The organism is Aphanizomenon sp. UHCC 0183 (assembly GCF_009712065.1).
In the GTDB taxonomy this organism is placed as follows: domain Bacteria; phylum Cyanobacteriota; class Cyanobacteriia; order Cyanobacteriales; family Nostocaceae; genus Dolichospermum; species Dolichospermum heterosporum.
Window position 1 is genome coordinate 33,069 of sequence record NZ_VILC01000021.1, and the last position, 19,202, is coordinate 52,270.

Annotated in this window: 20 protein-coding genes and 1 pseudogene; 8 read left to right on the forward strand and 13 right to left on the reverse strand. The window is 37.0% G+C overall.

Annotated features, from left to right (window positions below; all coding sequences use genetic code 11):
• Positions 1-7: 7 nt before the first annotated feature.
• Positions 8-919 (reverse strand): HipA-like protein, encoded by a 912-nt coding sequence (locus tag FJR37_RS09860; RefSeq protein WP_039200412.1) that lies wholly within the window; start codon positions 917-919, stop codon positions 8-10.
• Between the two features lie 51 nt (positions 920-970).
• Positions 971-1,453 carry a gluconokinase gene (locus FJR37_RS09865; RefSeq protein ID WP_039200411.1) on the reverse strand — a complete coding sequence of 161 codons (483 nt, stop codon included), beginning with the start codon at positions 1,451-1,453 and terminating at the stop codon, positions 971-973.
• A gap of 234 nt (positions 1,454-1,687) precedes the next feature.
• Between FJR37_RS09865 and FJR37_RS09870 the strand changes: the two genes are divergently transcribed.
• Positions 1,688-1,852 (forward strand): hypothetical protein, encoded by a 165-nt coding sequence (locus FJR37_RS09870; protein ID WP_160289924.1) that lies wholly within the window; start codon positions 1,688-1,690, stop codon positions 1,850-1,852.
• 389 nt (positions 1,853-2,241) lie between these two features.
• On the opposite strand, the gene sfsA is transcribed toward FJR37_RS09870, so the two are convergent.
• Positions 2,242-2,967: a DNA/RNA nuclease SfsA gene (sfsA, locus tag FJR37_RS09875; protein WP_039200409.1), complete on the reverse strand. Its 726-nt coding sequence runs from the start codon at positions 2,965-2,967 to the stop codon at positions 2,242-2,244.
• A gap of 397 nt (positions 2,968-3,364) precedes the next feature.
• On the opposite strand from sfsA, the gene FJR37_RS09880 reads away from it, so the two are divergent.
• From FJR37_RS09880 to miaB, 3 genes are all read left to right on the forward strand, one after another.
• Positions 3,365-4,036 carry a 2OG-Fe dioxygenase family protein gene (locus FJR37_RS09880; RefSeq protein ID WP_039200408.1) on the forward strand — a complete coding sequence of 224 codons (672 nt, stop codon included), beginning with the start codon at positions 3,365-3,367 and terminating at the stop codon, positions 4,034-4,036.
• Between the two features lie 570 nt (positions 4,037-4,606).
• Positions 4,607-5,872: a tetratricopeptide repeat protein gene (locus tag FJR37_RS09885; protein ID WP_168465907.1), complete on the forward strand. Its 1,266-nt coding sequence runs from the start codon at positions 4,607-4,609 to the stop codon at positions 5,870-5,872.
• Between the two features lie 301 nt (positions 5,873-6,173).
• A complete protein-coding gene (gene miaB / locus FJR37_RS09890) occupies positions 6,174-7,535 on the forward strand; it encodes a tRNA (N6-isopentenyl adenosine(37)-C2)-methylthiotransferase MiaB (RefSeq protein ID WP_168465908.1) in 1,362 nt (453 codons plus the stop codon).
• Between the two features lie 685 nt (positions 7,536-8,220).
• Here the strand turns inward: miaB and hemJ are convergent.
• The 7 genes from hemJ to FJR37_RS09925 form a co-directional block, all read right to left on the reverse strand.
• The gene (gene hemJ / locus FJR37_RS09895; RefSeq protein WP_168465909.1) at positions 8,221-8,808 is read right to left on the reverse strand and encodes a protoporphyrinogen oxidase HemJ; all 588 of its coding nucleotides are present in this window, start codon (positions 8,806-8,808) and stop codon (positions 8,221-8,223) included.
• A gap of 121 nt (positions 8,809-8,929) precedes the next feature.
• Positions 8,930-10,063, reverse strand: coding sequence for a restriction endonuclease (locus FJR37_RS09900; protein WP_168465910.1), 1,134 nt, complete (start codon positions 10,061-10,063; stop codon positions 8,930-8,932).
• The gene (gene yhdJ, locus FJR37_RS09905) at positions 10,044-10,940 is read right to left on the reverse strand and encodes an adenine-specific DNA-methyltransferase (protein WP_254434556.1); all 897 of its coding nucleotides are present in this window, start codon (positions 10,938-10,940) and stop codon (positions 10,044-10,046) included. The genes FJR37_RS09900 and yhdJ overlap by 20 nt, the downstream gene beginning before the upstream one ends.
• A gap of 296 nt (positions 10,941-11,236) precedes the next feature.
• A complete protein-coding gene (locus FJR37_RS09910; protein WP_168465911.1) occupies positions 11,237-12,088 on the reverse strand; it encodes an alpha/beta fold hydrolase in 852 nt (283 codons plus the stop codon).
• A 116-nt stretch (positions 12,089-12,204) separates the two neighbouring features.
• Positions 12,205-12,990 carry an MlaE family lipid ABC transporter permease subunit gene (locus FJR37_RS09915; protein ID WP_234413243.1) on the reverse strand — a complete coding sequence of 262 codons (786 nt, stop codon included), beginning with the start codon at positions 12,988-12,990 and terminating at the stop codon, positions 12,205-12,207.
• A gap of 34 nt (positions 12,991-13,024) precedes the next feature.
• Positions 13,025-13,768 carry a ribonuclease PH gene (rph, locus tag FJR37_RS09920; protein ID WP_168465912.1) on the reverse strand — a complete coding sequence of 248 codons (744 nt, stop codon included), beginning with the start codon at positions 13,766-13,768 and terminating at the stop codon, positions 13,025-13,027.
• Between the two features lie 101 nt (positions 13,769-13,869).
• Positions 13,870-14,466: a nucleoside monophosphate kinase gene (locus tag FJR37_RS09925; RefSeq protein WP_168465931.1), complete on the reverse strand. Its 597-nt coding sequence runs from the start codon at positions 14,464-14,466 to the stop codon at positions 13,870-13,872.
• Positions 14,467-14,700: 234 nt separating this feature from the next.
• On the opposite strand from FJR37_RS09925, the gene FJR37_RS09930 reads away from it, so the two are divergent.
• Positions 14,701-15,237: a P-loop NTPase family protein gene (locus tag FJR37_RS09930; protein ID WP_168465913.1), complete on the forward strand. Its 537-nt coding sequence runs from the start codon at positions 14,701-14,703 to the stop codon at positions 15,235-15,237.
• Between the two features lie 74 nt (positions 15,238-15,311).
• Complete coding sequence (gene dcd, locus FJR37_RS09935; RefSeq protein ID WP_035083368.1) at positions 15,312-15,881, forward strand: dCTP deaminase; 570 nt, start codon at positions 15,312-15,314, stop codon at positions 15,879-15,881.
• 674 nt (positions 15,882-16,555) lie between these two features.
• On the opposite strand, the gene FJR37_RS09940 is transcribed toward dcd, so the two are convergent.
• The 3 genes from FJR37_RS09940 to FJR37_RS09950 all read right to left on the reverse strand — a co-directional run bounded on the left by FJR37_RS09940 (position 16,556) and on the right by FJR37_RS09950 (position 17,518).
• Positions 16,556-16,894 (reverse strand): hypothetical protein, encoded by a 339-nt coding sequence (locus tag FJR37_RS09940; RefSeq protein ID WP_168465914.1) that lies wholly within the window; start codon positions 16,892-16,894, stop codon positions 16,556-16,558.
• Positions 16,895-16,969: 75 nt separating this feature from the next.
• Positions 16,970-17,290, reverse strand: coding sequence for a hypothetical protein (locus tag FJR37_RS09945; RefSeq protein WP_168465915.1), 321 nt, complete (start codon positions 17,288-17,290; stop codon positions 16,970-16,972).
• 12 nt (positions 17,291-17,302) lie between these two features.
• On the reverse strand, positions 17,303-17,518 hold the full coding sequence (locus tag FJR37_RS09950) for a DUF433 domain-containing protein (RefSeq protein ID WP_168465916.1): 216 nt from the start codon (positions 17,516-17,518) through the stop codon (positions 17,303-17,305).
• A gap of 422 nt (positions 17,519-17,940) precedes the next feature.
• Between FJR37_RS09950 and FJR37_RS09955 the strand changes: the two genes are divergently transcribed.
• Both FJR37_RS09955 and FJR37_RS09960 read left to right on the forward strand, forming a co-directional pair.
• Positions 17,941-18,390: a DUF29 domain-containing protein gene (locus tag FJR37_RS09955; RefSeq protein WP_168465917.1), complete on the forward strand. Its 450-nt coding sequence runs from the start codon at positions 17,941-17,943 to the stop codon at positions 18,388-18,390.
• A 367-nt stretch (positions 18,391-18,757) separates the two neighbouring features.
• Positions 18,758-19,202 (forward strand): annotated as a pseudogene (locus tag FJR37_RS09960) (hypothetical protein); the annotation flags it as partial.

The following is a 19,202-nucleotide window of genomic DNA, read 5'->3' on the forward strand; positions in this document are numbered from 1 at the left end:
AACAAATTCACTGTAAATTTAGCAATTCATTTTGATTTAATTCCAGGATTTTTTGTACAAATTCGATGGCTGTCGGTGATATTCGATCATCTGGAATACACATCATAATTTTTAAAATATCATTACTGCTAATCTTTGCCAATCTATCAAGCCAAATTTTTGTAGTATTTGGATAACGACTTTTCACTTCACAAAAAACATCAAAGTTTCTGAGGCGTTGTGTATTATCAACTGGAGAATAAAATACAGAATAGCATTTTTTGGCATAGGCTTCAACAGTAAAACCCTGATCTTTTGTGGTTAATCTTTGTTTTCGTTTGAAGTCAGACTCATTTCTGCCAAGGCTAGAACCATGATCATAAGTTGGTGATAAGTAAATTTGATGTTTAACACTTATAAATGCCCAGTTGTCATGGTGTCGATCACTATTACCTATCCATGTATCTAAAAGCAAGTATCCAATAAAAGTATCAATGGCTGTATGAATTCCTTCTGGTGGTATCCATTCTATGGGCAAATTAAGCGAAGTAGCCTCAATAGCACTGAAGACATTATCAATTGTGTGTTGGGAATGATCTTTTGGATGTTGTGGATAGTCAGGTAATCTTTGAGTGAGAATTTCCCTACCAGTAATGAGAGTACCGTTTTTCCATTGTCCTTGTAAAAATGAGGGTGAAACAGTACCTTTTTCTCCCTTATATATAGCTAATTCCTGTTCAGCATGGGGCAATCCAAGTAATTTACACAATTGGGCAGCAATTTTCTCAGCCCAATCTTCTCCAGTATTTAGTCTAGCTTTCTTGAATAGACAACAACCTAAAGATGGATGACGAAACCAAAATTTTTCTTTTGTACCCAAATCCTCAATATCCTGAGAGGCATCTAGGGGAACTTCAATGATGGGAAACGGATCTGACATGACTTATCAAAACGGAAAACATATACTATGGTAATCATCCCATCAACTCGCCTAAATTGCCAAAGCAGTTATAATCTTCTTGAGAATCACTTCTGGTGGTTCAAAAACATCAACACAAATACAATTATCTGGCTCTTCAAGGTCATGAAACTGACTTTTGAGGAGCTTTTCGGTCATAAAGTGATTTTGTCGTGCTTTTAGCCTGTTTTCAATCACATCAAAAGACCCTTTCAGGTAAACTAGCTGAATGCAGCTATCAATTATCAGCATTTGACGATAAGTAGTTTTGAGTGCTGAACAAGCCAAAACTACATTTTTATTTTCTTGTAGCCAATTTTTGATGGCTGTTTGTAAATCTTCTAACCAAAGCTTTCTATCAGCATCATTGAGAGGGATACCCAGCCGCATTTTTTCGATGTTTGTTGCTGTGTGGAAGTTGTCAGCGTCGCTAAATTCCCAGTTTAGTGTTTCTGCTAAGAGTTTACCAATGGTGGTTTTACCAGCACCAGAAACGCCCATTAAAAGAATAATCATTGAAAATCACGCTTTTGGTTTCCATCCCCGTGAGGGGAAGAGGTAATGTCAACTTCTGATTACGCTGCTTACATGAAGTTTCCTGCTATTATGATGTTTCCATCCCCTTGCGGGGAAAAGGTAATGTCAACAAAATCTAGGAATAGCACAACTTTTGAAAATGAAAATTTACTTATTAATAATAGTAAGATAGATATGAAATTACACAATACAATTTTTGGAAATAGACATTGAATGATGACTTTAATTAAATTGGGTATAGTATTATTCTTGTTTGCACCGTTAGCGGTTGCTGTTGTAATGTTTTTAGGTGGAGTTGTAGGTATGAATTGGAATTTTTCTATGGTTATTGTAAGTATCATATATCTTTTAGTTTGTTTACAACTTGCTTTTAGCTAAAAATAGTCAAGTTTCCATCCCCTTGCGGGGAAGAGGTAATGTCAACTATCATCGTCATCATCTTTAACTGGTACAAGAATGCAAGCGTTTCCATCCCCTTGCGGGGAAGAGGTAATGTCAACGGTTAATTATCAACAAACCGAAGATTATTGACAATCAAAACCGATCTCAAAAGCTGAAACTCTGACTGGGTAAACGACCGAAGTTCAAAACACAATTATCAGGCTTTCGGGTATTTTTCTATTGTTCGGTTACTGCTCAATGAGCATAACTGACCCCTGACAGGAAACAAGCCTGATATATTTAGTTGCTTATTTAATTTTCAAGGTTCAAATTTAACTTTTTACTTTACCAGTGTGTGAGTATCCTGTCAAGTAACAAAATGTGGATTAAATTTTCAGTTTTGCTAAACCCAAATAACGAATACCTTCAGGAGATATATCAAAGCGACATGGGAGAACTTCTAAACCCAGCTTAATCGCTTCCCGCAACAACTGACCATATACGGGATCTGTTGTATCTCCAGGTGCAAACTCTACACAATCACCTCGATTAATAAAATACAGCATTACCGACCGACTTGCGGGTAAAACTTCCATTAATTCCCGTAAATGCTTTTGTCCTCTGGTGGTTTCTGTATCGGGAAATAAGGCTAAAGTTCCCTGACACCAAGTTGTATTTTTTACTTCTAAATAAATTGGGCGTTGTTCAGCACTACCCGTCAAATAAAAATCTATCCGACTTTTGCGATCTTTTCCATAAACAACTTCACCCTTCACCTGTTCGTATTCACCCAACTCTGGGAATAAATGTTTTTCTAAAGCTAATTTAATCACCCGATTAGGTAAAGCCGTATTTACACCCACCCAAGCTTTTTGATTATCATTAACTTGAATTAACTCTAATGTATAACCTAACTTACGGTTAGGATTATCGCTTTTAGAAACTTGTACAGCACTACCAATGGTAGAAACTCCCGTCATTGGTCCCGTATTCGGACAATGTGCTGTTACTACCTCTCCAGAATCTAGTTGAATATCAGCAAAAAACCGCTTGTAGCGTTTCAGTAAAATGCCAGGATAGAGTGTGGGGTAGTTATAGAGCCAATCAATCATTAGTCAAAAATAAGTAGAGCATTGATTTAGAACAGATCCTCGACTTCTGAGATCAATTTATGGTTTGTGGACATAATAAACTAAAGAAGTCGGGGATCTTATTATACCATGAACAGTCACACTAAAAATCTGTTGTAGGGTGCGTCAGACTGCATAAATCTTGCAAATGAACAGACTGTTGATATCTGACGCACCCTACTAATGTGCCAGTTGCGTAAGTTCTGATAATAAACAAAAGAAGTCGGGGATCTTACCGAAAAAGTCTAATTTAGATCATAAATCAGTAACTTTTGTAGTCAAATTTACGATATTTTTAGAGGAATTAAATATAATAGATATCACAGCTTACCATTTAGATAAATATGGTAGCATTTACCAATGCAAGGAAAAATATCCTATGCAAACAGTCTCACTCTATACAGAATTAGAATATGCTTTTCTGTTCACTCTGAGAAAAGTAAACTCGATTAATACAGCAGGTTTTCAACCATTTTTTGAGAATTTACCAATTGATCCTTATGTTAAGGGTGAATATCGTTCCCGCAGATTATCCAGATTTCAAGTTTCTGGAGATAAATTGGTTAAACTACCTCATGGATATCTATTACAAAGTAGAGAATATAATCCTTTATTGGGAGGAGTGAAAAGGGAGTTTGCAGAATTAGATGATGCCCTGATAGAATTGGATATTTTCAAGAAACTGGTTTTGGCATTTTGTGATTCTTGTAAATTGTATTCGTCAGCAGAAGTTGATGTTCATCAAATTAGAACTACCTGTTCACCCACTAATTTAGGAAATCCTGCACCGGAAGGCATTCACAAAGATGGTAGTGATTTTATTGGCATTTTTTCCGCAGGAAGAGACAATGTTCAAGGTGGAGAAACTCATTTATATTCTGCTAAAAAAGAAAAGCCAGTTTTTAACAAGATTTTGCAACCTGGAGAAATAATTTCGGTGAATGAAGATCAATTTTTTCATTTTACTACGCCGATAAAACCCCAAGTTCCAGGATTGGGAAGTAGGGATGTATTTGTGATCAATTATCCTAGTATAATGTCTGACTTTTAATCACAAAACCTGTAGGGGCGCAGGGTCTGCGCCCTAAATTGTATTGCCTCCAACCGATAACAGCTATATAAATAAGATAAATAATTTGAAGAAGGAGTCAGGAGTCAGTAGCCAGGAGTCAGAATCAATCAGTCGAGGATTCAAACCTGCGACTGATTAAAGACCACCAAATCTACGATTTGGTGGTGGTCTTAAACCCAGTTATTCATCCGCCACTCGCACAGAATTCATTCTGAATTCTGACTCGGTGACTCCTGAATTCTGTTCGATAAATAATATAAATACAGCAAATTGTCATCAAACGCAGAACAAGAACCCCACCCCCAACCCCCTCATCGCTTGCGATGAGGGGGCTAAGATGTACCTTATATGATTGGAAATCGCTGTAATATAAATAATATAAATAAATGAAATTGCGTCGTTTTCGGCGTGGGGAATCACTTGTTGAGTTAGGTGCGTCAGATACAGGAAATCTGTCTTTTTGCGAAATTATCGGGTCTGACGCACCCTACAAGCGATAAAATCCAAACCTGTTAGAATCGGGATATCCAGGATTAAAGGATGAGCAGGATGAATGACGAATTTTATAAACAGGGATTAGAAAAAGCTAAACAACAAGATTATACTGGTGCGATAGGAGAATTTACCGCTGCTATCCAACAAAATCCTGGGTTTAGTAAAGCATATATTCAACGGGGTCTAGCATATTATGATTCAGGGGCAATTCTGCAAGCTGTTTATGATTATACTGAAGCTATAAAACTGGATGAATATAGTCGAGAAGCCTGTTATTTTCGGGCTTTAGCTAGATTGGCATTAAAAAATCTTCCTGGTGCTTTGGAGGATGTAGAAAGGGCAATTTGGCTGGATTCTGATGATGCTGCTGCTTATGATTTACGGGGGATTGTCCGACGTAAACAGGGACATATTCAAGATGCGATCGCTAATTTCAAGAAAGCAGCCGAATTATATCTAGAACAAAAAGATAAGGAAAAATGTCAAAGTTGTTTGCAAAAAATTAAACAATTACAACCACCTCAAAAGCCAGAACAACAAATAAATAAGTCTGTAACTGTATCTATTACCTCTACCAATCAATATTTTCAGCAATTATTAACAAAGGCAGAACAGGGAGAAACTAGAGAAGCTATTGCTGATTTAAACTGGGTATTAAAAGTTGATCCTAAAGATGCTCAAGCCTATTGCTGTCGCGGCGTAGTTCAGTGTAAACTTGGTAATTATCGAGAAGCAATTACTGACTTTAATCAAGCACTAAAACTGGATTTTCAAGATGCCATTGTTTATCGTAACCGAGGAAAAGCCCGTTGCCAAATTGGTGATTATCAGGGTGCATTATCGGATTTAAACCAAGCCTTAAAAATGCAGCCTGAAGATCCTTTAGTTTATGTTGCTAGAGGTAATATTTATCGAGAAATGGGTAATTGTTTGAATGCAATTCAAGATTATAATCAAGCACTGCACATAAATCATGATTACGCTCCAGCTTACTATAATCGTGGTCTTGCCTATACATTGTTAGAAGAAATACAAAATGCTGTAGCCGATTATCAAAAAGCAGCGAGTATTTATTGTGAACAAGAAGACTGGGAAAATTATCAACAGGTATTAAATAGGTTACAAAAAATTCAAATGTCCCAACCCGTAATTAATAATCAAAAATATGAAGTTTTACGTCAGCGACTGTTGCGGTTAGTGGGGGGACAATGGGAAATCGCCAAAGGCTTGATTCAACAACAAGAATATCATTATCCGGGAATGTCAGATGATTGGTATTTACAAAGAGTCATTGATCAATTAGAGCGCGATCGCAACTAGAAAATATACTATACTAAATACCCAGCACTTTTAGCGATGTCTTTCCCCCAAGTATTGAGCGACAGATTTCCATTATCCACTACAAACCGCATACATTAGACATCTGATGAAAAAGAATGTAGAGACGTTCCATGGAACGTCTCTACAAGAGTTCTGGAAAACGCATATTTCTGTAATTTCTGAAGATGTCTAAGTGGATTAACAACCGCACACTCCTGAAAATGTCACCCAAATAAGATAAAATTCCTATATAGAATAGAAAACAGACTTGATATACATTACTAACTAAGCGTAATTTCCCATGACCACTAACCGCCATTACCACATTATCACCTTCGGTTGCCAAATGAATAAGGCAGACTCTGAACGCATGGCTGGTATCTTAGAAGACATGGGCTTTGAATGGTCAGATGACCCAAACCAAGCAGATGTAATTCTTTACAATACCTGTACCATTCGGGATAATGCGGAACAAAAAGTATATTCTTATTTAGGTAGACAAGCCAAACGGAAGCAGGAACAACCTGATTTAACTTTGATTGTTGCTGGTTGTGTTGCCCAACAAGAAGGTGAAGCTTTGCTGCGTCGTGTGCCAGAATTGGATTTGGTGATGGGACCCCAACACGCTAACCGTCTTAAAGATTTGCTAGAGTCGGTTTTTGCTGGTAATCAAGTTGTCGCTACGGAAGAAGTTCATATTTTTGAAGATATCACCCAGCCGCGTCGGGATAGTCAGGTAACTGCTTGGGTAAATATTATTTATGGTTGTAACGAACGTTGTACTTATTGCGTTGTTCCTAATGTGCGCGGTGTGGAACAGTCTCGGACACCAGAAGCGGTTCGGGCGGAAATTGAACAGTTAGCAAAACAAGGATATAAAGAAATTACTCTCCTGGGTCAAAATATTGATGCTTACGGACGGGATTTACCTGGTTCTACCGCCGAAGGTCGTCACCTGCACACATTGACAGATTTACTTTATTATGTCCATGATGTACCGGGTATTGAACGCATAAGATTTGCTACCAGCCACCCCCGTTATTTTACGGAAAGATTAATTAAAGCCTGTGCAGATTTGCCCAAAGTCTGCGAACATTTTCACATTCCTTTTCAGTCGGGGGATAATGAGCTTTTAAAAGCTATGTCACGGGGCTATACTCAGGAAAAATATCGCCGGATTATTGATACTATTAGAGAGTATATGCCGGATGCGTCAATTAGTGCTGATGCGATTGTGGGTTTTCCTGGTGAGACAGAAGCACAGTTTGAAAATACTTTGCAATTGGTGGCAGATATCGGGTTTGATTTAGTGAATACTGCGGCTTATTCACCTCGTCCTGGCACACCTGCGGCTTTGTGGGATCATCAACTGAGTGAGGAAGTTAAAAGCGATCGCTTGCAAAGATTGAACCATTTAGTTAATATCAAAGCAGCAGAGCGATCGCAACGTTACTTTGGTCGGATTGAAGAAGTATTAGTAGAAGCTCAAAATACCAAAGACACAAACCAGGTTATGGGAAGAACTGGGGGAAATCGTCTCACATTCTTTAGTGGTGATATTAATCGCCTCAAAGGGCAAATCGTCAAAGTTAAAATTACCGAAGTTCGTGCTTTTAGTTTAACAGGAGCAGCAGTAGAAGTTCGTCAACCAGTTACAGTTTAACAAAATACAGGAGTATAGCTGACACCATACTCTCTGTCTTGCAAGGTTTTGGCTTATGGTGTCTCAACATAGGTGCATTTGTCTTTGTCGGATTTGGAAAATTGAGGATATCCAGATGGCTGAAACTGTTCCCAGTTAAGATTTCTTTGTCCTCACAGACAATTTCTATAGACTACACCATGCTTCCCTATCAGCAAACCCTATGTAGGGTTTTAGCAGTGCTTAATGGTGTCAACTTAACGTAAAACCCATAGCCCATCTGGGAATTAATTCCCAGTCTAATAGCGAAAGTCATCTAAAGATGACTAATAATTGTCTAAACCTTCAGTTTACTTTAGTAAACTTTAGCTATTAGCCCGGAAATTCATTTCTGGGCGGGTGTGAAAACAAACAGATAAGCCATTTCTAACTTAAGTTGACACCTATGAGCAGTGCTAAACCCCTACCGATAAGTAGGTGGGCGGAGGAAAATCAAAATATATTTCGTTTTTTGAAATGGCTAAAACTCAACGACAATAACCCATCGAGGTGAATTTACATATCGTTACACATTTTGGTTATTTCACGTCCACCTACTTAGGAACGCAAATTTAATAACCTGCAATTCTGATGTAACCTGGAATGGTGCGTTACGCTGTCGCTAACACACCCTACTTTTGCACCTTATTTAATTCACATTCCTTAGTTAAAAAGCTTTTACTCCTGACTCCTCTTTTAATTGTCCTGTCAGTTTTTCCTGATTGCGTCTGCGGATTTTGGCGTAGAGTTGAATACTCACAGCCATGAAAATCACCAAACCAAAAATTAACCAAGCGGTGAGGTCTGTAGGTAAGTTATTCTTAAATGTCGCCAACATCACAATTACGACTAATAAAAGCGTCGGTGCTTCGTTTAAGGCGCGTAAACTTTGACCAGTCCATCTACATTCATCCGCTGCTAACTGCTTCATTAATTTAGCGCAGTAAACATGATAGCCAATTAAAACCGCTACAAATCCTAACTTGTAATGTAGCCAGGGTTCTTTTAACAGTTCCATGTTGGTAGATAAAATACCAATAGCCATTGCTACTGTCACAAACAGTCCCGGAGTGGTAATAATGTCGTAAAGACGCTTTTCCATGATTTGATACTGGTTCTTCAGTATCGTTCTTGCTGGTTCTGGTTCAAGGTTAGCTTCAACATGGTAGATAAACAACCGCACTAGGTAGAATAACCCCGCAAACCAAACCACAAAGCCAATAATATGAAATGCTTTAAACCAAGAATACGCCATGAATTGTAACCTACCTTTATCAATTTACAGATGATTGCATCTACTCTCATTATCAGGTTAAGATGATTTCGCAGCAAGGATGTGGATAGGTTAAGAAGTGTGAACCGTATATTTAGCATCATCATACTTCATCCCCAACAGCTTCTTCTTCCATATTAAACTCAACTCGACTTTGTAAAACTATTTCTTCAATTACTTGAATACCCCTTTGAAATTCTAAAACTTTATTAAAACGAAGTATTAGTTCTGGAATATTTATCACTTCCTCTATACATTCCATATACTTTTTAATAATAGCTTTGATTTGATATCTTGTCTTTGCTTGTTCCTCAATCTTATTGAGTAAATATTCGACTTCTTCCTCGGTTTTGATTACAAAAGTAACTGGATATTTTTGTACCTTATCAATATCTAAAAAATATTTTCCCGTATCTAAGGTTTCTGTAACTTGAAAAAACCTTCCCAGAGGCTTCATGACAAAATCTATCCCACCATCATTTGCATTTGTGCGTCCAGTTTTATACAAAATTAAATGATCAATATTTAATTCATGTTGCGACCAACCCCAATATATTTTTTGTTCTGCATAATAATGTTTTAAAATCGCATAACTAACAATCTCAAATACTCTAGCATCTATATTTGGTTTTAATAAACTTCTCATGAATTCAATTGCTGCTTCAGATGAATGATTTTGAATTTCTATCATCTTTTGACAATAAATCATAAATTCATTGAATGAATTCATTCTTGCTTGAATATAAGCATCAATAATATCTTTGATGGATTCAGAAATATTAATTACTTGCTCACCAATTTCAATTTTTAAAAGATTTTCATTAATCCAATATCTATTTGTTGTTGAATCTCTTATTATTGGTAAATAATCTGAGGTGTGAAAATATTTTTTAAATTCTTCATTTAAACGATGATTCAGAGCATGATTTTGAAGTTTATTTCCAAAAGGTAACTCTCTTTGTCGCATTAATAAATTTATATATTGTGCGCCTTCATAATCTTCATAGCCATTTTTAAGATGAAATTCCTTTTGTAAATAATCTTCAATCAAAACATATATAGCATAATGATTAGCAAAGCTGGATCTTGATTTTGAACCACGATTTGCAGCTTTAGTTTTAATATTAATATACTGTAATAATTGACTATTCCTTAAAATAATATCTCCATATCTAGGAAAGTATTTATTAAGAATATTAATTATTGTTTGCGTAAAATCATGCTGTAGTATTTTCATCAAAGATACTCCCTTGGATAAAATCTAAATCTACTTTTTTTCCATTTTTATTTTTGATATTATGGTTTTTCTGTGGTGGTAAGAGTTTTTCTCCTTGATATTCTTCCATTTCTAAAACCCTTCTCAATCCAACTTTTAGATATTCTTCTTGCAGTTCAATACTGATAGATTTCCTACCTAAACGTTTAGCTACAGCAGCAGTTGTAAAAGTTCCAGCAAAGGGATCAAGGATTAAACTTCCTTTATGACTACTTGCTAAAATGATTCTTTCTAGTAATGACTCTGGTTTTTGTGAAGGATGATTTTCGTATTCTTCCATGCGATATCTCACACGGGGAAAATACCAAGCATTACCAGGTACTTTTTCTGTATTATAGGGGGTAGGAACTGATTTTCTGTAATCAATTAATTTCCGTTGTGCGCCTGTTTTTGCTTCAACTTTAATATCATCTGCATTAAAAATATAATTGTTTTTATCTTTGACACAATGAAGAATAGGTTCATACATTGAACCGAAGTATTTTGTAGCTTGAACCCCAGAACTATCATAATGCCACATTATCCGACTGAGAATAGTTAATTTTTGTCTCAAATAAATATCAAAATAAGGCATTGCTTGGGTACTTGTCATTACATAAATTGTACCATTTGGTTTAAGAATGCGAATAGATTCATCGAGCCATTGATATGACCAATTTATATATTCTGTTTCTGATTCCCATTTATCATGGAAGTTACCAAATTTCTTACCTATATTATAAGGAGGATCAATAAAAATTAAATCTACTGATTCGGCAGGAATATGATTTAATAAAATGTTGACCACATCACCGTGAAAAATGGTATGTTGTTGATTTTTATGTTGTTCAATCATCATTTTAAATAAGTAAGCAAAATTTTGATTGTGCAAATCAAAAACTCAGACAATAAGAGGTTGTTTGAAAACTCATGATTGCTGTATCAAATGTTTTACCCCTCCCTAACCCTCCCCTTTGCAAGGGGAGGGTTAGGGATTTTCTGGTTTCCCCCCAAAGCATTGGGGGGTAAAATGTGATGAAAATTACGGGATACCATTTTTAAAACATCCTCTAATATATTGACTTTACTATCCTTCTTCTTAAAAATACTTAAACAAAAGAAGAATAGCAGAGAACAAGAAATACTGGTTGATATTTAATTCGATTGGGAACGACGGAAAAATGGGAGCAAATCTTGTAAAATCACTTCATGATAATGTTCTTGGGCATAATGTCCCACATTATTAAGTTTGATTATTTCCCCATTGGGTACAGATTTTACAAAAGTTTCCGCCATATCTACAGATAACCAAGGATCAATTATTCCCCATTGAACTAAAATAGGTTGTTGCCATTCTTTAAACCCATTTTCTATTTCTAGCATGGCTTTTTCTAGTTGGAAATTGCGAATTGTTGCTAGGAGACTTCTTCCAGGGGCAGAACTTTTCAAAAAGGGTTTTCTATAAACATCTAAATCTTCATCTTCAATGCGGTAACGACTTCCACCTTCTAGGGTTCTATCAACTAATAAAGGATCTTGGGTAATCATATCACCCGCAAAGGGTAAACCCATTTGTTTGATTTTCCAAGGCAATTTTGCTGCTGTAGAAATGGGGGTATTTAAAATAGCAATATTAGCAACTTTTTCAGGATGACGGAGGGCGTATTGTAAGCCAACTGAACCTAAAAAACCTTGGACAACTAGGGAAAACTTTTCTAATTCTAAAGCTTGAATAAATCCTTCTAAAGCTGTGATAAATGCGTCGGGAGTATAAGCAAAATCCTGTTTTTCTGGTGTACCGGAAAATCCACAACCAATCCAGTCAGGTGCGATCGCTTTATTTCCCTGTGCTGCTAAACTAGGTATAATATTTCTCCAACTATAACTTTGAGCAACTATCCCATGTAAAAATAACACAGGGATTAAATCAGTTCTCCCAATCGGTTCAGCTTCTCGATAAAACCATTCTAGAGAATCTACCGTAATTTTATGTTCTTGAATTGACACGCTATTTTCCTATTGACGACGGCAACAACACCATACAAATGCTAATATCATCATCCTACAAATAGGTGATAGGTGAACAAATCCCACAACTACTTATGTCTTTAGACCGGGGAGTGTCAAAGCAAGGGTTTCTCAAACAGTAGCAACGCCAACACAAAATCCATAATAAAAATCGCCACCCAAGTAGTTACCACAGCAGTTGTAGCTGATTCTCCCACTTCCTTTGCGCCTCCTTGAGTTGTCAGTCCCCAACTACAACCATTAACCGATACTATAGCCCCAAAAATCCACCCCTTCAGTAAAATAATTAAAATATCTGATGGTAATAAAAAATTTCTCACTGATTCTAAAAATGTTTCAGGACTAACCTGATAAAACTGCATAGCCGCAAAAGCACCACCCATAACACCTGTAACTACAGCAAAAATCATCATTACAGGCATCATTAAACAGCAAGCAATGACTCTGGGTAAGACAAGATAATCAACAGGGTCTGTTCTGAGCATATATAAAGCGTCAATTTGCTCTGTCACCCGCATTGCTCCTAATTCCGCTGCAAAAGCTGAACCAACTTGTCCGGCGATAATACTAGCAGTTAAAATTGGTGCTAGTTCTCGACAAAATGCTAAAGCAAATGCACCGCCAACGGTATCTACAGCCCCGAATCGGACCAATTCTCTAGCGGTTTGAATCGTGAAAATCATCCCCGCAAAACCGTTGACTAATAATACCGGAGGGAGGGAAGCTGGTCCTGTTGTCACTGTATGTTCTAATATCTTGCGATAGTAGGTTTTTCCGCGCAGGAAATGCAGTAAAATTTGACCGAACAACAGGAATACTGACAAATAGCGAATTATCCAAGATTGTTCTAAATTTCTTTTTGGTTGCAAGTTTACGGCCACTAATTAAATTTTTTTACTAGGGAATTATGAAAATTTAAGTTGCTACAAATAGAGTATTCCAATCACTAATAGCATTTCTTTGAGCAGTTAATAATTCCTGTATACCTCGTTCAGAAAAATCTAGCATTTGATTTAACTGCTGACGACTAAAACTTCCCGATTCTGCTGTTCCCTGAACTTCAATAATGTCCATTTGATGATTCATAACTACGTTAAAATCCACATCTGCGGCTACATCTTCAACATAGTTAAGATCCAAAAATGGTTCACCCTGCAACAAGCCTACAGAAACTGCTGCTATTTGTCCACATAAAGGCGATCGCACTAAAACCCCCTGCTGCAATAATTGAGAAATAGCATGAGCCAAAGCCACAAAACCCCCAGTAATTGCCATTGTCCTCGTTCCTGCGTCAGCTTGCAGCACATCTGTATCCACAGTCAGCGTTCGTTCTCCCAACACCTCAAAATCCACCGCAGCCCTTAAACTCCGCCCAATTAAACGTTGAATTTCCTGGGTTCTGCCCGACAGTTTCATCAATTCCCGTTCCTGGCGTTTCTGGGTAGCAGAAGGCAACATTCTATATTCAGCAGTTAACCAACCCTTCCCACTACCAGTCAAAAATTTAGGCACTCCTTCAGTCACACTAACCGTACACAGAACCTGAGTATCACCAGATTTCGCTAAAACAGAACCAGGTGCAAACCGAGTGAAATTAGGATAAAAACTATGGGGACGGAGTTCACCAGGGGTTCTGCCGTCAGGACGTTGCCAAGTCATTGAAATTACCTCAAAATTTTTGCCTACAGCCTTTAGATTACCCCAGCATGACTGGGGAATAGGGAAAAAAAGAATTTAAAAGTCAAGAAAACTATTACCAATCACCCTAATAAAGTCAAAATATTTTGCTGTACTTGTTCTGGGGACTGATCGCCATTAATAGTTAATAGGCGATGACGGTGATCGTAGTATTCTAAAATGGGGATAGTGCGATAGCGAAGCGCTCCGTAGGAATCGTAAAATAACTCTACCCGACGCTGGACAATTTCCAGTTGATCATCAGGAAGTAACCGCCCCACAGAACGACTAACCATAACTGCTGAGGAAACTTGTAGGTAAATTGCCCAATCGAGATTTTGTCCTAAATCTTCCAACAAAAAATCCAATTCTTCACATTGAAAAGCAGTGCGTGGATAACCCTCTAAAATCCAACCATTATTTACATCAGGCTGCTTAAGACGGACTTTAATAAATTCAATCATCATTTCATCTGGAACTAATTCTCCCTGTTCCAAATAAGGTTTCGCTTCGATAACTAAATTATTTAACTCACCATAGGTATTATCCTGACTGTTTCCATATATCGCTTCTCGTAAAGTTTCACCAGTAGAAACCAAAGGAACATTAAAAAACTTCCCCAGCCTTGGTGCTTGAGTGCTTTTCCCTGCCCCTGAACCTCCCAAAACTACCAATCTCATCACAACGTAATCCTCATATATAAAATTCACTATTGTTGAAGTATCTTTTGTTATGGCAATCCTAAATCATTTGTAGAAAAAATATCTCCAAATCAGTGCGAAAGTTAAAGCCAAATATCAAGGCTGTTTTACTTGCAAATACTGCTGTATGATAACTATATGTTTTACTATCAGCAAAGATTTACCTTTAAATGTAAGTCATTAAATTTATAGTGAGTTTTTAAACTTTGCCTTATGGTTGCCCAACTAGAAACCCCAGGTCTAAATTCAACCCTCAGCGTACCATATTCCGTAGAAGGACTGATACAAGTTTTTACTAATTCCCAGCGTAGCTTTTTTACCAGCGTGATGGCACAAGCACTGAGAATTGCTGGACAAGGTACACCAGTATTAATAGTCCAATTCCTCAAAGGTGGGATTCGCCAAGGACATGAACGACCCACCCAAATGGGACAACATTTAGATTGGATTCGCTGTGATTTACCCCGTTATATTGATAATTCCGATTTGGACGCAGCGGAAAGTCAGGCTTTGCAACAACTTTGGCAACATACCCAAAAGGTAGTTAATGAAGGTAAGTATTCTTTACTGGTATTAGATGAGTTGAGTTTAGCGATTAATTTCGGTTTAATTCCAGAAACTGAGGTTTTAGAGTTTCTTTCTCACCGTCCTCCTCATGTTGATATTATCCTCACAGGTTCTCAGATGCCAAAGTCTCTTTTAGATGTAGCAGACCAAATTACAGAAATTCGTCGCAGTCATCAACCTTAAGTATTAAGATATCCTAGTAACTTGGTTGAATTATCTGAGAACCTGTGATTAAAAACGACATCTGGATTACCGAAATGGCTCAAAAAGGCATGATTTCGCCTTTTGAATCGAGTTTAATTCGTAAATTGCAACCTGATTCATCTCAGCTTCCGCAACCTGTAATTAGTTACGGACTTTCTTCTTACGGCTATGATATCCGGCTTTCTGGCTCTGAATTTCGCATTTTTCGCCACATTCCCGGTACTGTTATTGATCCTAAGAACTTTAATCCCCAAAATCTAGAGTCTACCCAATTACATACAGATGAAAGTGGTAGCTATTTTATCTTACCTGCTCATTCTTATGGTTTAGGTGTGGCTCTGGAAAAGCTGGAAGTTCCAGCCAATATTACAGTAATTTGCATTGGTAAATCTACTTATGCAAGATGTGGCATAATAGCTAATTTAACACCTGCTGAAGCGGCATGGAGAGGACATCTTACTTTGGAATTTTCTAATTCTTCCAGCGCTGACTGTCGTATTTATGCTAATGAAGGTGTGGTGCAATTGCTATTTTTAGAGGGTGAACCCTGTGCTGTTAGTTATGAAACTCGCAGAGGTAAATATCAAGATCAGTTAGAGATTGTTACAATAGCTAGAGTTTAAATTTAAAACACAAATCATTTTCCTGTTCCCAGTTCAAAATAGATAAGTAGGTGAGCGTTGAAAATTGTCGTTATGGCAAGGCAAGAGGCAAGAGGCAAGAGGCAAGAGTGAAGAGGGTTTGGGCGATTTTACATTTCTTTACACAGTTTGGTTTTACTGTGTTCACCTACTTATATTGGTGATTTTGAGTATCTATCCTGATGATATTTGATTTTATAGGTAAGCGATCGCCTAATAATATTACAGCAATTCTCGTTCTCATGAAATAGAATGGAGGGCGCAGGCCCTGCGCCCCTACGGGTTTGGCGATAAAAAACTGTACCTCATAACATCAAGAAGTGCTGTAAGATGGTGTTTGAAAAGTCATGATTGCTGTATCAAATATTTTACCCCTCCCTAACCCTCCCCGATGCTTTGGGGAGGGAACTAATTTTTCCGGTTTCCCTCCAAAGCATCGGGGGGATTAAGGGGGGTAATTTAACTTGTGTGTACACGATAGCCTTGTAAAGGGGAGGGAACTGGATTTTTATTGTTTACCCCCTTTACAAGGGGAAAGGGAGGTAAGAATGTGATGAAAATTACGGGATACCACTTTTCAAACATCCTCTAAGTTTAGTTAAGCGGATGATAAATCCCTGACTTCCTCATCATAGAAGAAATCAGGGAAGATAATATTATTGATTTTGCTGTAATTCCGCATCAATTAACTTTTGCAATTCCGCCAATGAATGAACACTAATACTTGCTAACAGGAGATTTTCTAGAATCGTCATATCATCAATTTTCTTGAGAGAATCACTCATCAATTCTGGAACAGAATCAAATCTATTAGCGAGAATTTTGATAATATTGTTTCGGCAGGTTTTTCTAGCACCTTTGATTTCACCTTTTGCTTCACCTCGTTCTTCTGCCATTTCTTCAATAGTGCTTAGGAAAGGCATATTTAACTCCTTTTCATGTTGTTCTAGTTTATCGTTGAACTCTGTTTGTAATGGTGGTGGTAAAGTCATCATTTTATCAATAAACTTGACTTTTTAATTGTCTGAATCAGGATGTCCAGGATTTGAGGATTTACAGGATGAGGATTTTTAGATGATAGAAATTTCTTGATAATCACCAAATTCAGTTGTATTGATAATAGAGCAAATTTTATCAAGTTGTGTCCTAATTTTTGGACATGAAGTCGACAGTAAAACCACAATTGCAATTTGGCGATCGCTCAAATTCTGTTGATAACGCAAATTTTGATCTGTTGTTATGAGTATTCGATATCCTTGAGATTCAGCAGCTTTTAATAAATCTCCATTTAATAAATTAGACCATCCTTCTTCATAAGCTGTTGTTACAGAATGGTCTATTAAATATTTTCGTAGTGGCACAGGAGTTCCCTGATCAAAAAGAATTTTCATATCTAATTATATCTAAGCAGCTAATTTTTCAAGCTCATAATTAAGTACAGCTTCAACTTGCGATCTTTGAACAGGTGGAAACCATTCCAAAAATTCATCTACTGTTGCACCATCGCGCAGATTTTCAAATAATGCAGCAACGGGAACTCTTGTTCCGATAAATACCCATGCACCACTGACTTTATCAGGTTGTCTTTCTATTGCATCTAAATTTTCCCATCCCTTCATCGCTTATTCCTCCTTGGTAAATGGAAAAGTTACACTTGGAATAATTATAAACTAGCAATTGTCTGAATCAGGATGTCCAGGATTTGAGGATTTTCAGGATGTAATTGTTAAGTATTCCCTCGGTAAATTAGATTAGATTCTAGTCGGTTTGAACCGACTTTGGCTTTGAGACAGGGAATTTATTCCCTGGATTTCAGGTGATGATTTTCAGGATGTAATTGTCTGAATCAGGATTAACAGGATTTGAGGATTAACAGGATTTGATTTATCACTATATGCTACACTCAGCGAATATGCTTTGAATAAGCAAAATGTTAAAACAGCTTAAATTGTGTTGATTTTGCTAGTTTACAGGTTGATTGTCTAACATTACAAATGATTTCACTTAAAATGGAATTAGGACATTTACAGGATTTACAGCAATGACACGGACACCAATTGCAGTATCTTTGTATGAGCAAGACTATTTACTCTGGATTGAAGATATTGTCCACAAATTACGAAATAGAGATATAGAAGGACTAGATATTGATAATTTGATAGAAGAGATAGAGGACTTGGGGCGCTCAGATAAACGTGAACTTGAAAATCGGTTAGCAGAACTTTTAGAACATATTCTCAAGCGGAATTATGTGCATATCCCTGATTGTTATCGTGGGTGGGTAGAATCAATCATTAAACAAAGGATTGGAATCAGAAAGTTACTCAAAAATTCACCTAGTCTCAAACCTTATTTTAGCCAAGTATTTGATGAAGCTTATGCAGATGCTCTGAAAATTGTCCGCAATGGTTATCCTCATGTTGAATTTCCTGATATGTGGCCGTTTAGTTGTGATATTGAAGCAATGTTAAATGTTGATTTTTGGGAATAATTGTCTGAATCAGGATTTCCAGGATTTAAGTTTGTAGGGTGCGTCAGATATTGAAAATCTATTCATGATCACTAAATAATCGCATCTGACGCACCGACTGATGATTTTTTGTCAGAATCAGGATGTCCAGGATTTGAGGATTTACAGGATAGGGATTTTGTAGGGTGCGTCAGAATTGAAAATCTATTCATGATCACTAAATAATCGCATCTGACGCACCGACTGATGATTTTTTGTCAGAATCAGGATGTCCAGGATTTAATGATTTTCAGGATAAAATTGTCAAAATTGATGCAAAATACCATTGAAGCATCATCTACTATTGAAGCACCATCTAAATGCTACCCTAACCCAGCCCAAAACTTCTATGTCACTAATTAGATTTGTTATTAACTGGTTTATGGGGTTATTTTCCCCACAGCGTCAACCCCCCAATCATTCCCATGGGAATACCCAGATCAATCAGATTAATGAAGCAGATATTAATACCTATTTACAATTTTTATCAAAAGTATTACAAGCAACCGCAGAAAGTCAAGGTAATCCCCAGGTAGTTTACCCCTTGCTGGAAGCGAATACAGATAAACTGAATTTGGCTTTTGCCCAATTATTACAGGTTTGGGCAACAAATACATTAGAGGAAGCAGAACCAGACGTAAAAAAATCTTTCGCTGTAGTTGCGTTTAGTAATTTGATACAGCAATTTCCTTTAGGTAACAAAGCCAATAATATGGAAATTGCTATTACTGGTTATGAAATAGTTTCCACTGTTTTCACCCGTGATACTTCTCCAGAACTATGGGGATCTTTAC

Excerpts from the sequence above, each read along its gene's own strand:
- FJR37_RS09930 (WP_168465913.1), top strand. The coding sequence starts at position 14,701 with ATGGTTGCCCAACTAGAAACCCCAGGTCTAAATTCAACCCTCAGCGTA.
- yhdJ (WP_254434556.1), bottom strand. The coding sequence starts at position 10,940 with ATGATGATTGAACAACATAAAAATCAACAACATACCATTTTTCACGGT.
- FJR37_RS09900 (WP_168465910.1), bottom strand. The coding sequence starts at position 10,063 with ATGAAAATACTACAGCATGATTTTACGCAAACAATAATTAATATTCTT.
- FJR37_RS09870 (WP_160289924.1), top strand. The coding sequence starts at position 1,688 with ATGATGACTTTAATTAAATTGGGTATAGTATTATTCTTGTTTGCACCG.
- FJR37_RS09925 (WP_168465931.1), bottom strand. The coding sequence starts at position 14,466 with ATGAGATTGGTAGTTTTGGGAGGTTCAGGGGCAGGGAAAAGCACTCAA.
- FJR37_RS09880 (WP_039200408.1), top strand. The coding sequence starts at position 3,365 with ATGCAAACAGTCTCACTCTATACAGAATTAGAATATGCTTTTCTGTTC.
- FJR37_RS09865 (WP_039200411.1), bottom strand. The coding sequence starts at position 1,453 with ATGATTATTCTTTTAATGGGCGTTTCTGGTGCTGGTAAAACCACCATT.
- rph (WP_168465912.1), bottom strand. The coding sequence starts at position 13,768 with ATGACTTGGCAACGTCCTGACGGCAGAACCCCTGGTGAACTCCGTCCC.
- miaB (WP_168465908.1), top strand. The coding sequence starts at position 6,174 with ATGACCACTAACCGCCATTACCACATTATCACCTTCGGTTGCCAAATG.
- sfsA (WP_039200409.1), bottom strand. The coding sequence starts at position 2,967 with ATGATTGATTGGCTCTATAACTACCCCACACTCTATCCTGGCATTTTA.
- FJR37_RS09950 (WP_168465916.1), bottom strand. The coding sequence starts at position 17,518 with ATGAAGGGATGGGAAAATTTAGATGCAATAGAAAGACAACCTGATAAA.
- dcd (WP_035083368.1), top strand. The coding sequence starts at position 15,312 with ATGGCTCAAAAAGGCATGATTTCGCCTTTTGAATCGAGTTTAATTCGT.
- hemJ (WP_168465909.1), bottom strand. The coding sequence starts at position 8,808 with ATGGCGTATTCTTGGTTTAAAGCATTTCATATTATTGGCTTTGTGGTT.
- FJR37_RS09860 (WP_039200412.1), bottom strand. The coding sequence starts at position 919 with ATGTCAGATCCGTTTCCCATCATTGAAGTTCCCCTAGATGCCTCTCAG.
- FJR37_RS09955 (WP_168465917.1), top strand. The coding sequence starts at position 17,941 with ATGACACGGACACCAATTGCAGTATCTTTGTATGAGCAAGACTATTTA.
- FJR37_RS09885 (WP_168465907.1), top strand. The coding sequence starts at position 4,607 with ATGAATGACGAATTTTATAAACAGGGATTAGAAAAAGCTAAACAACAA.
- FJR37_RS09940 (WP_168465914.1), bottom strand. The coding sequence starts at position 16,894 with ATGATGACTTTACCACCACCATTACAAACAGAGTTCAACGATAAACTA.
- FJR37_RS09945 (WP_168465915.1), bottom strand. The coding sequence starts at position 17,290 with ATGAAAATTCTTTTTGATCAGGGAACTCCTGTGCCACTACGAAAATAT.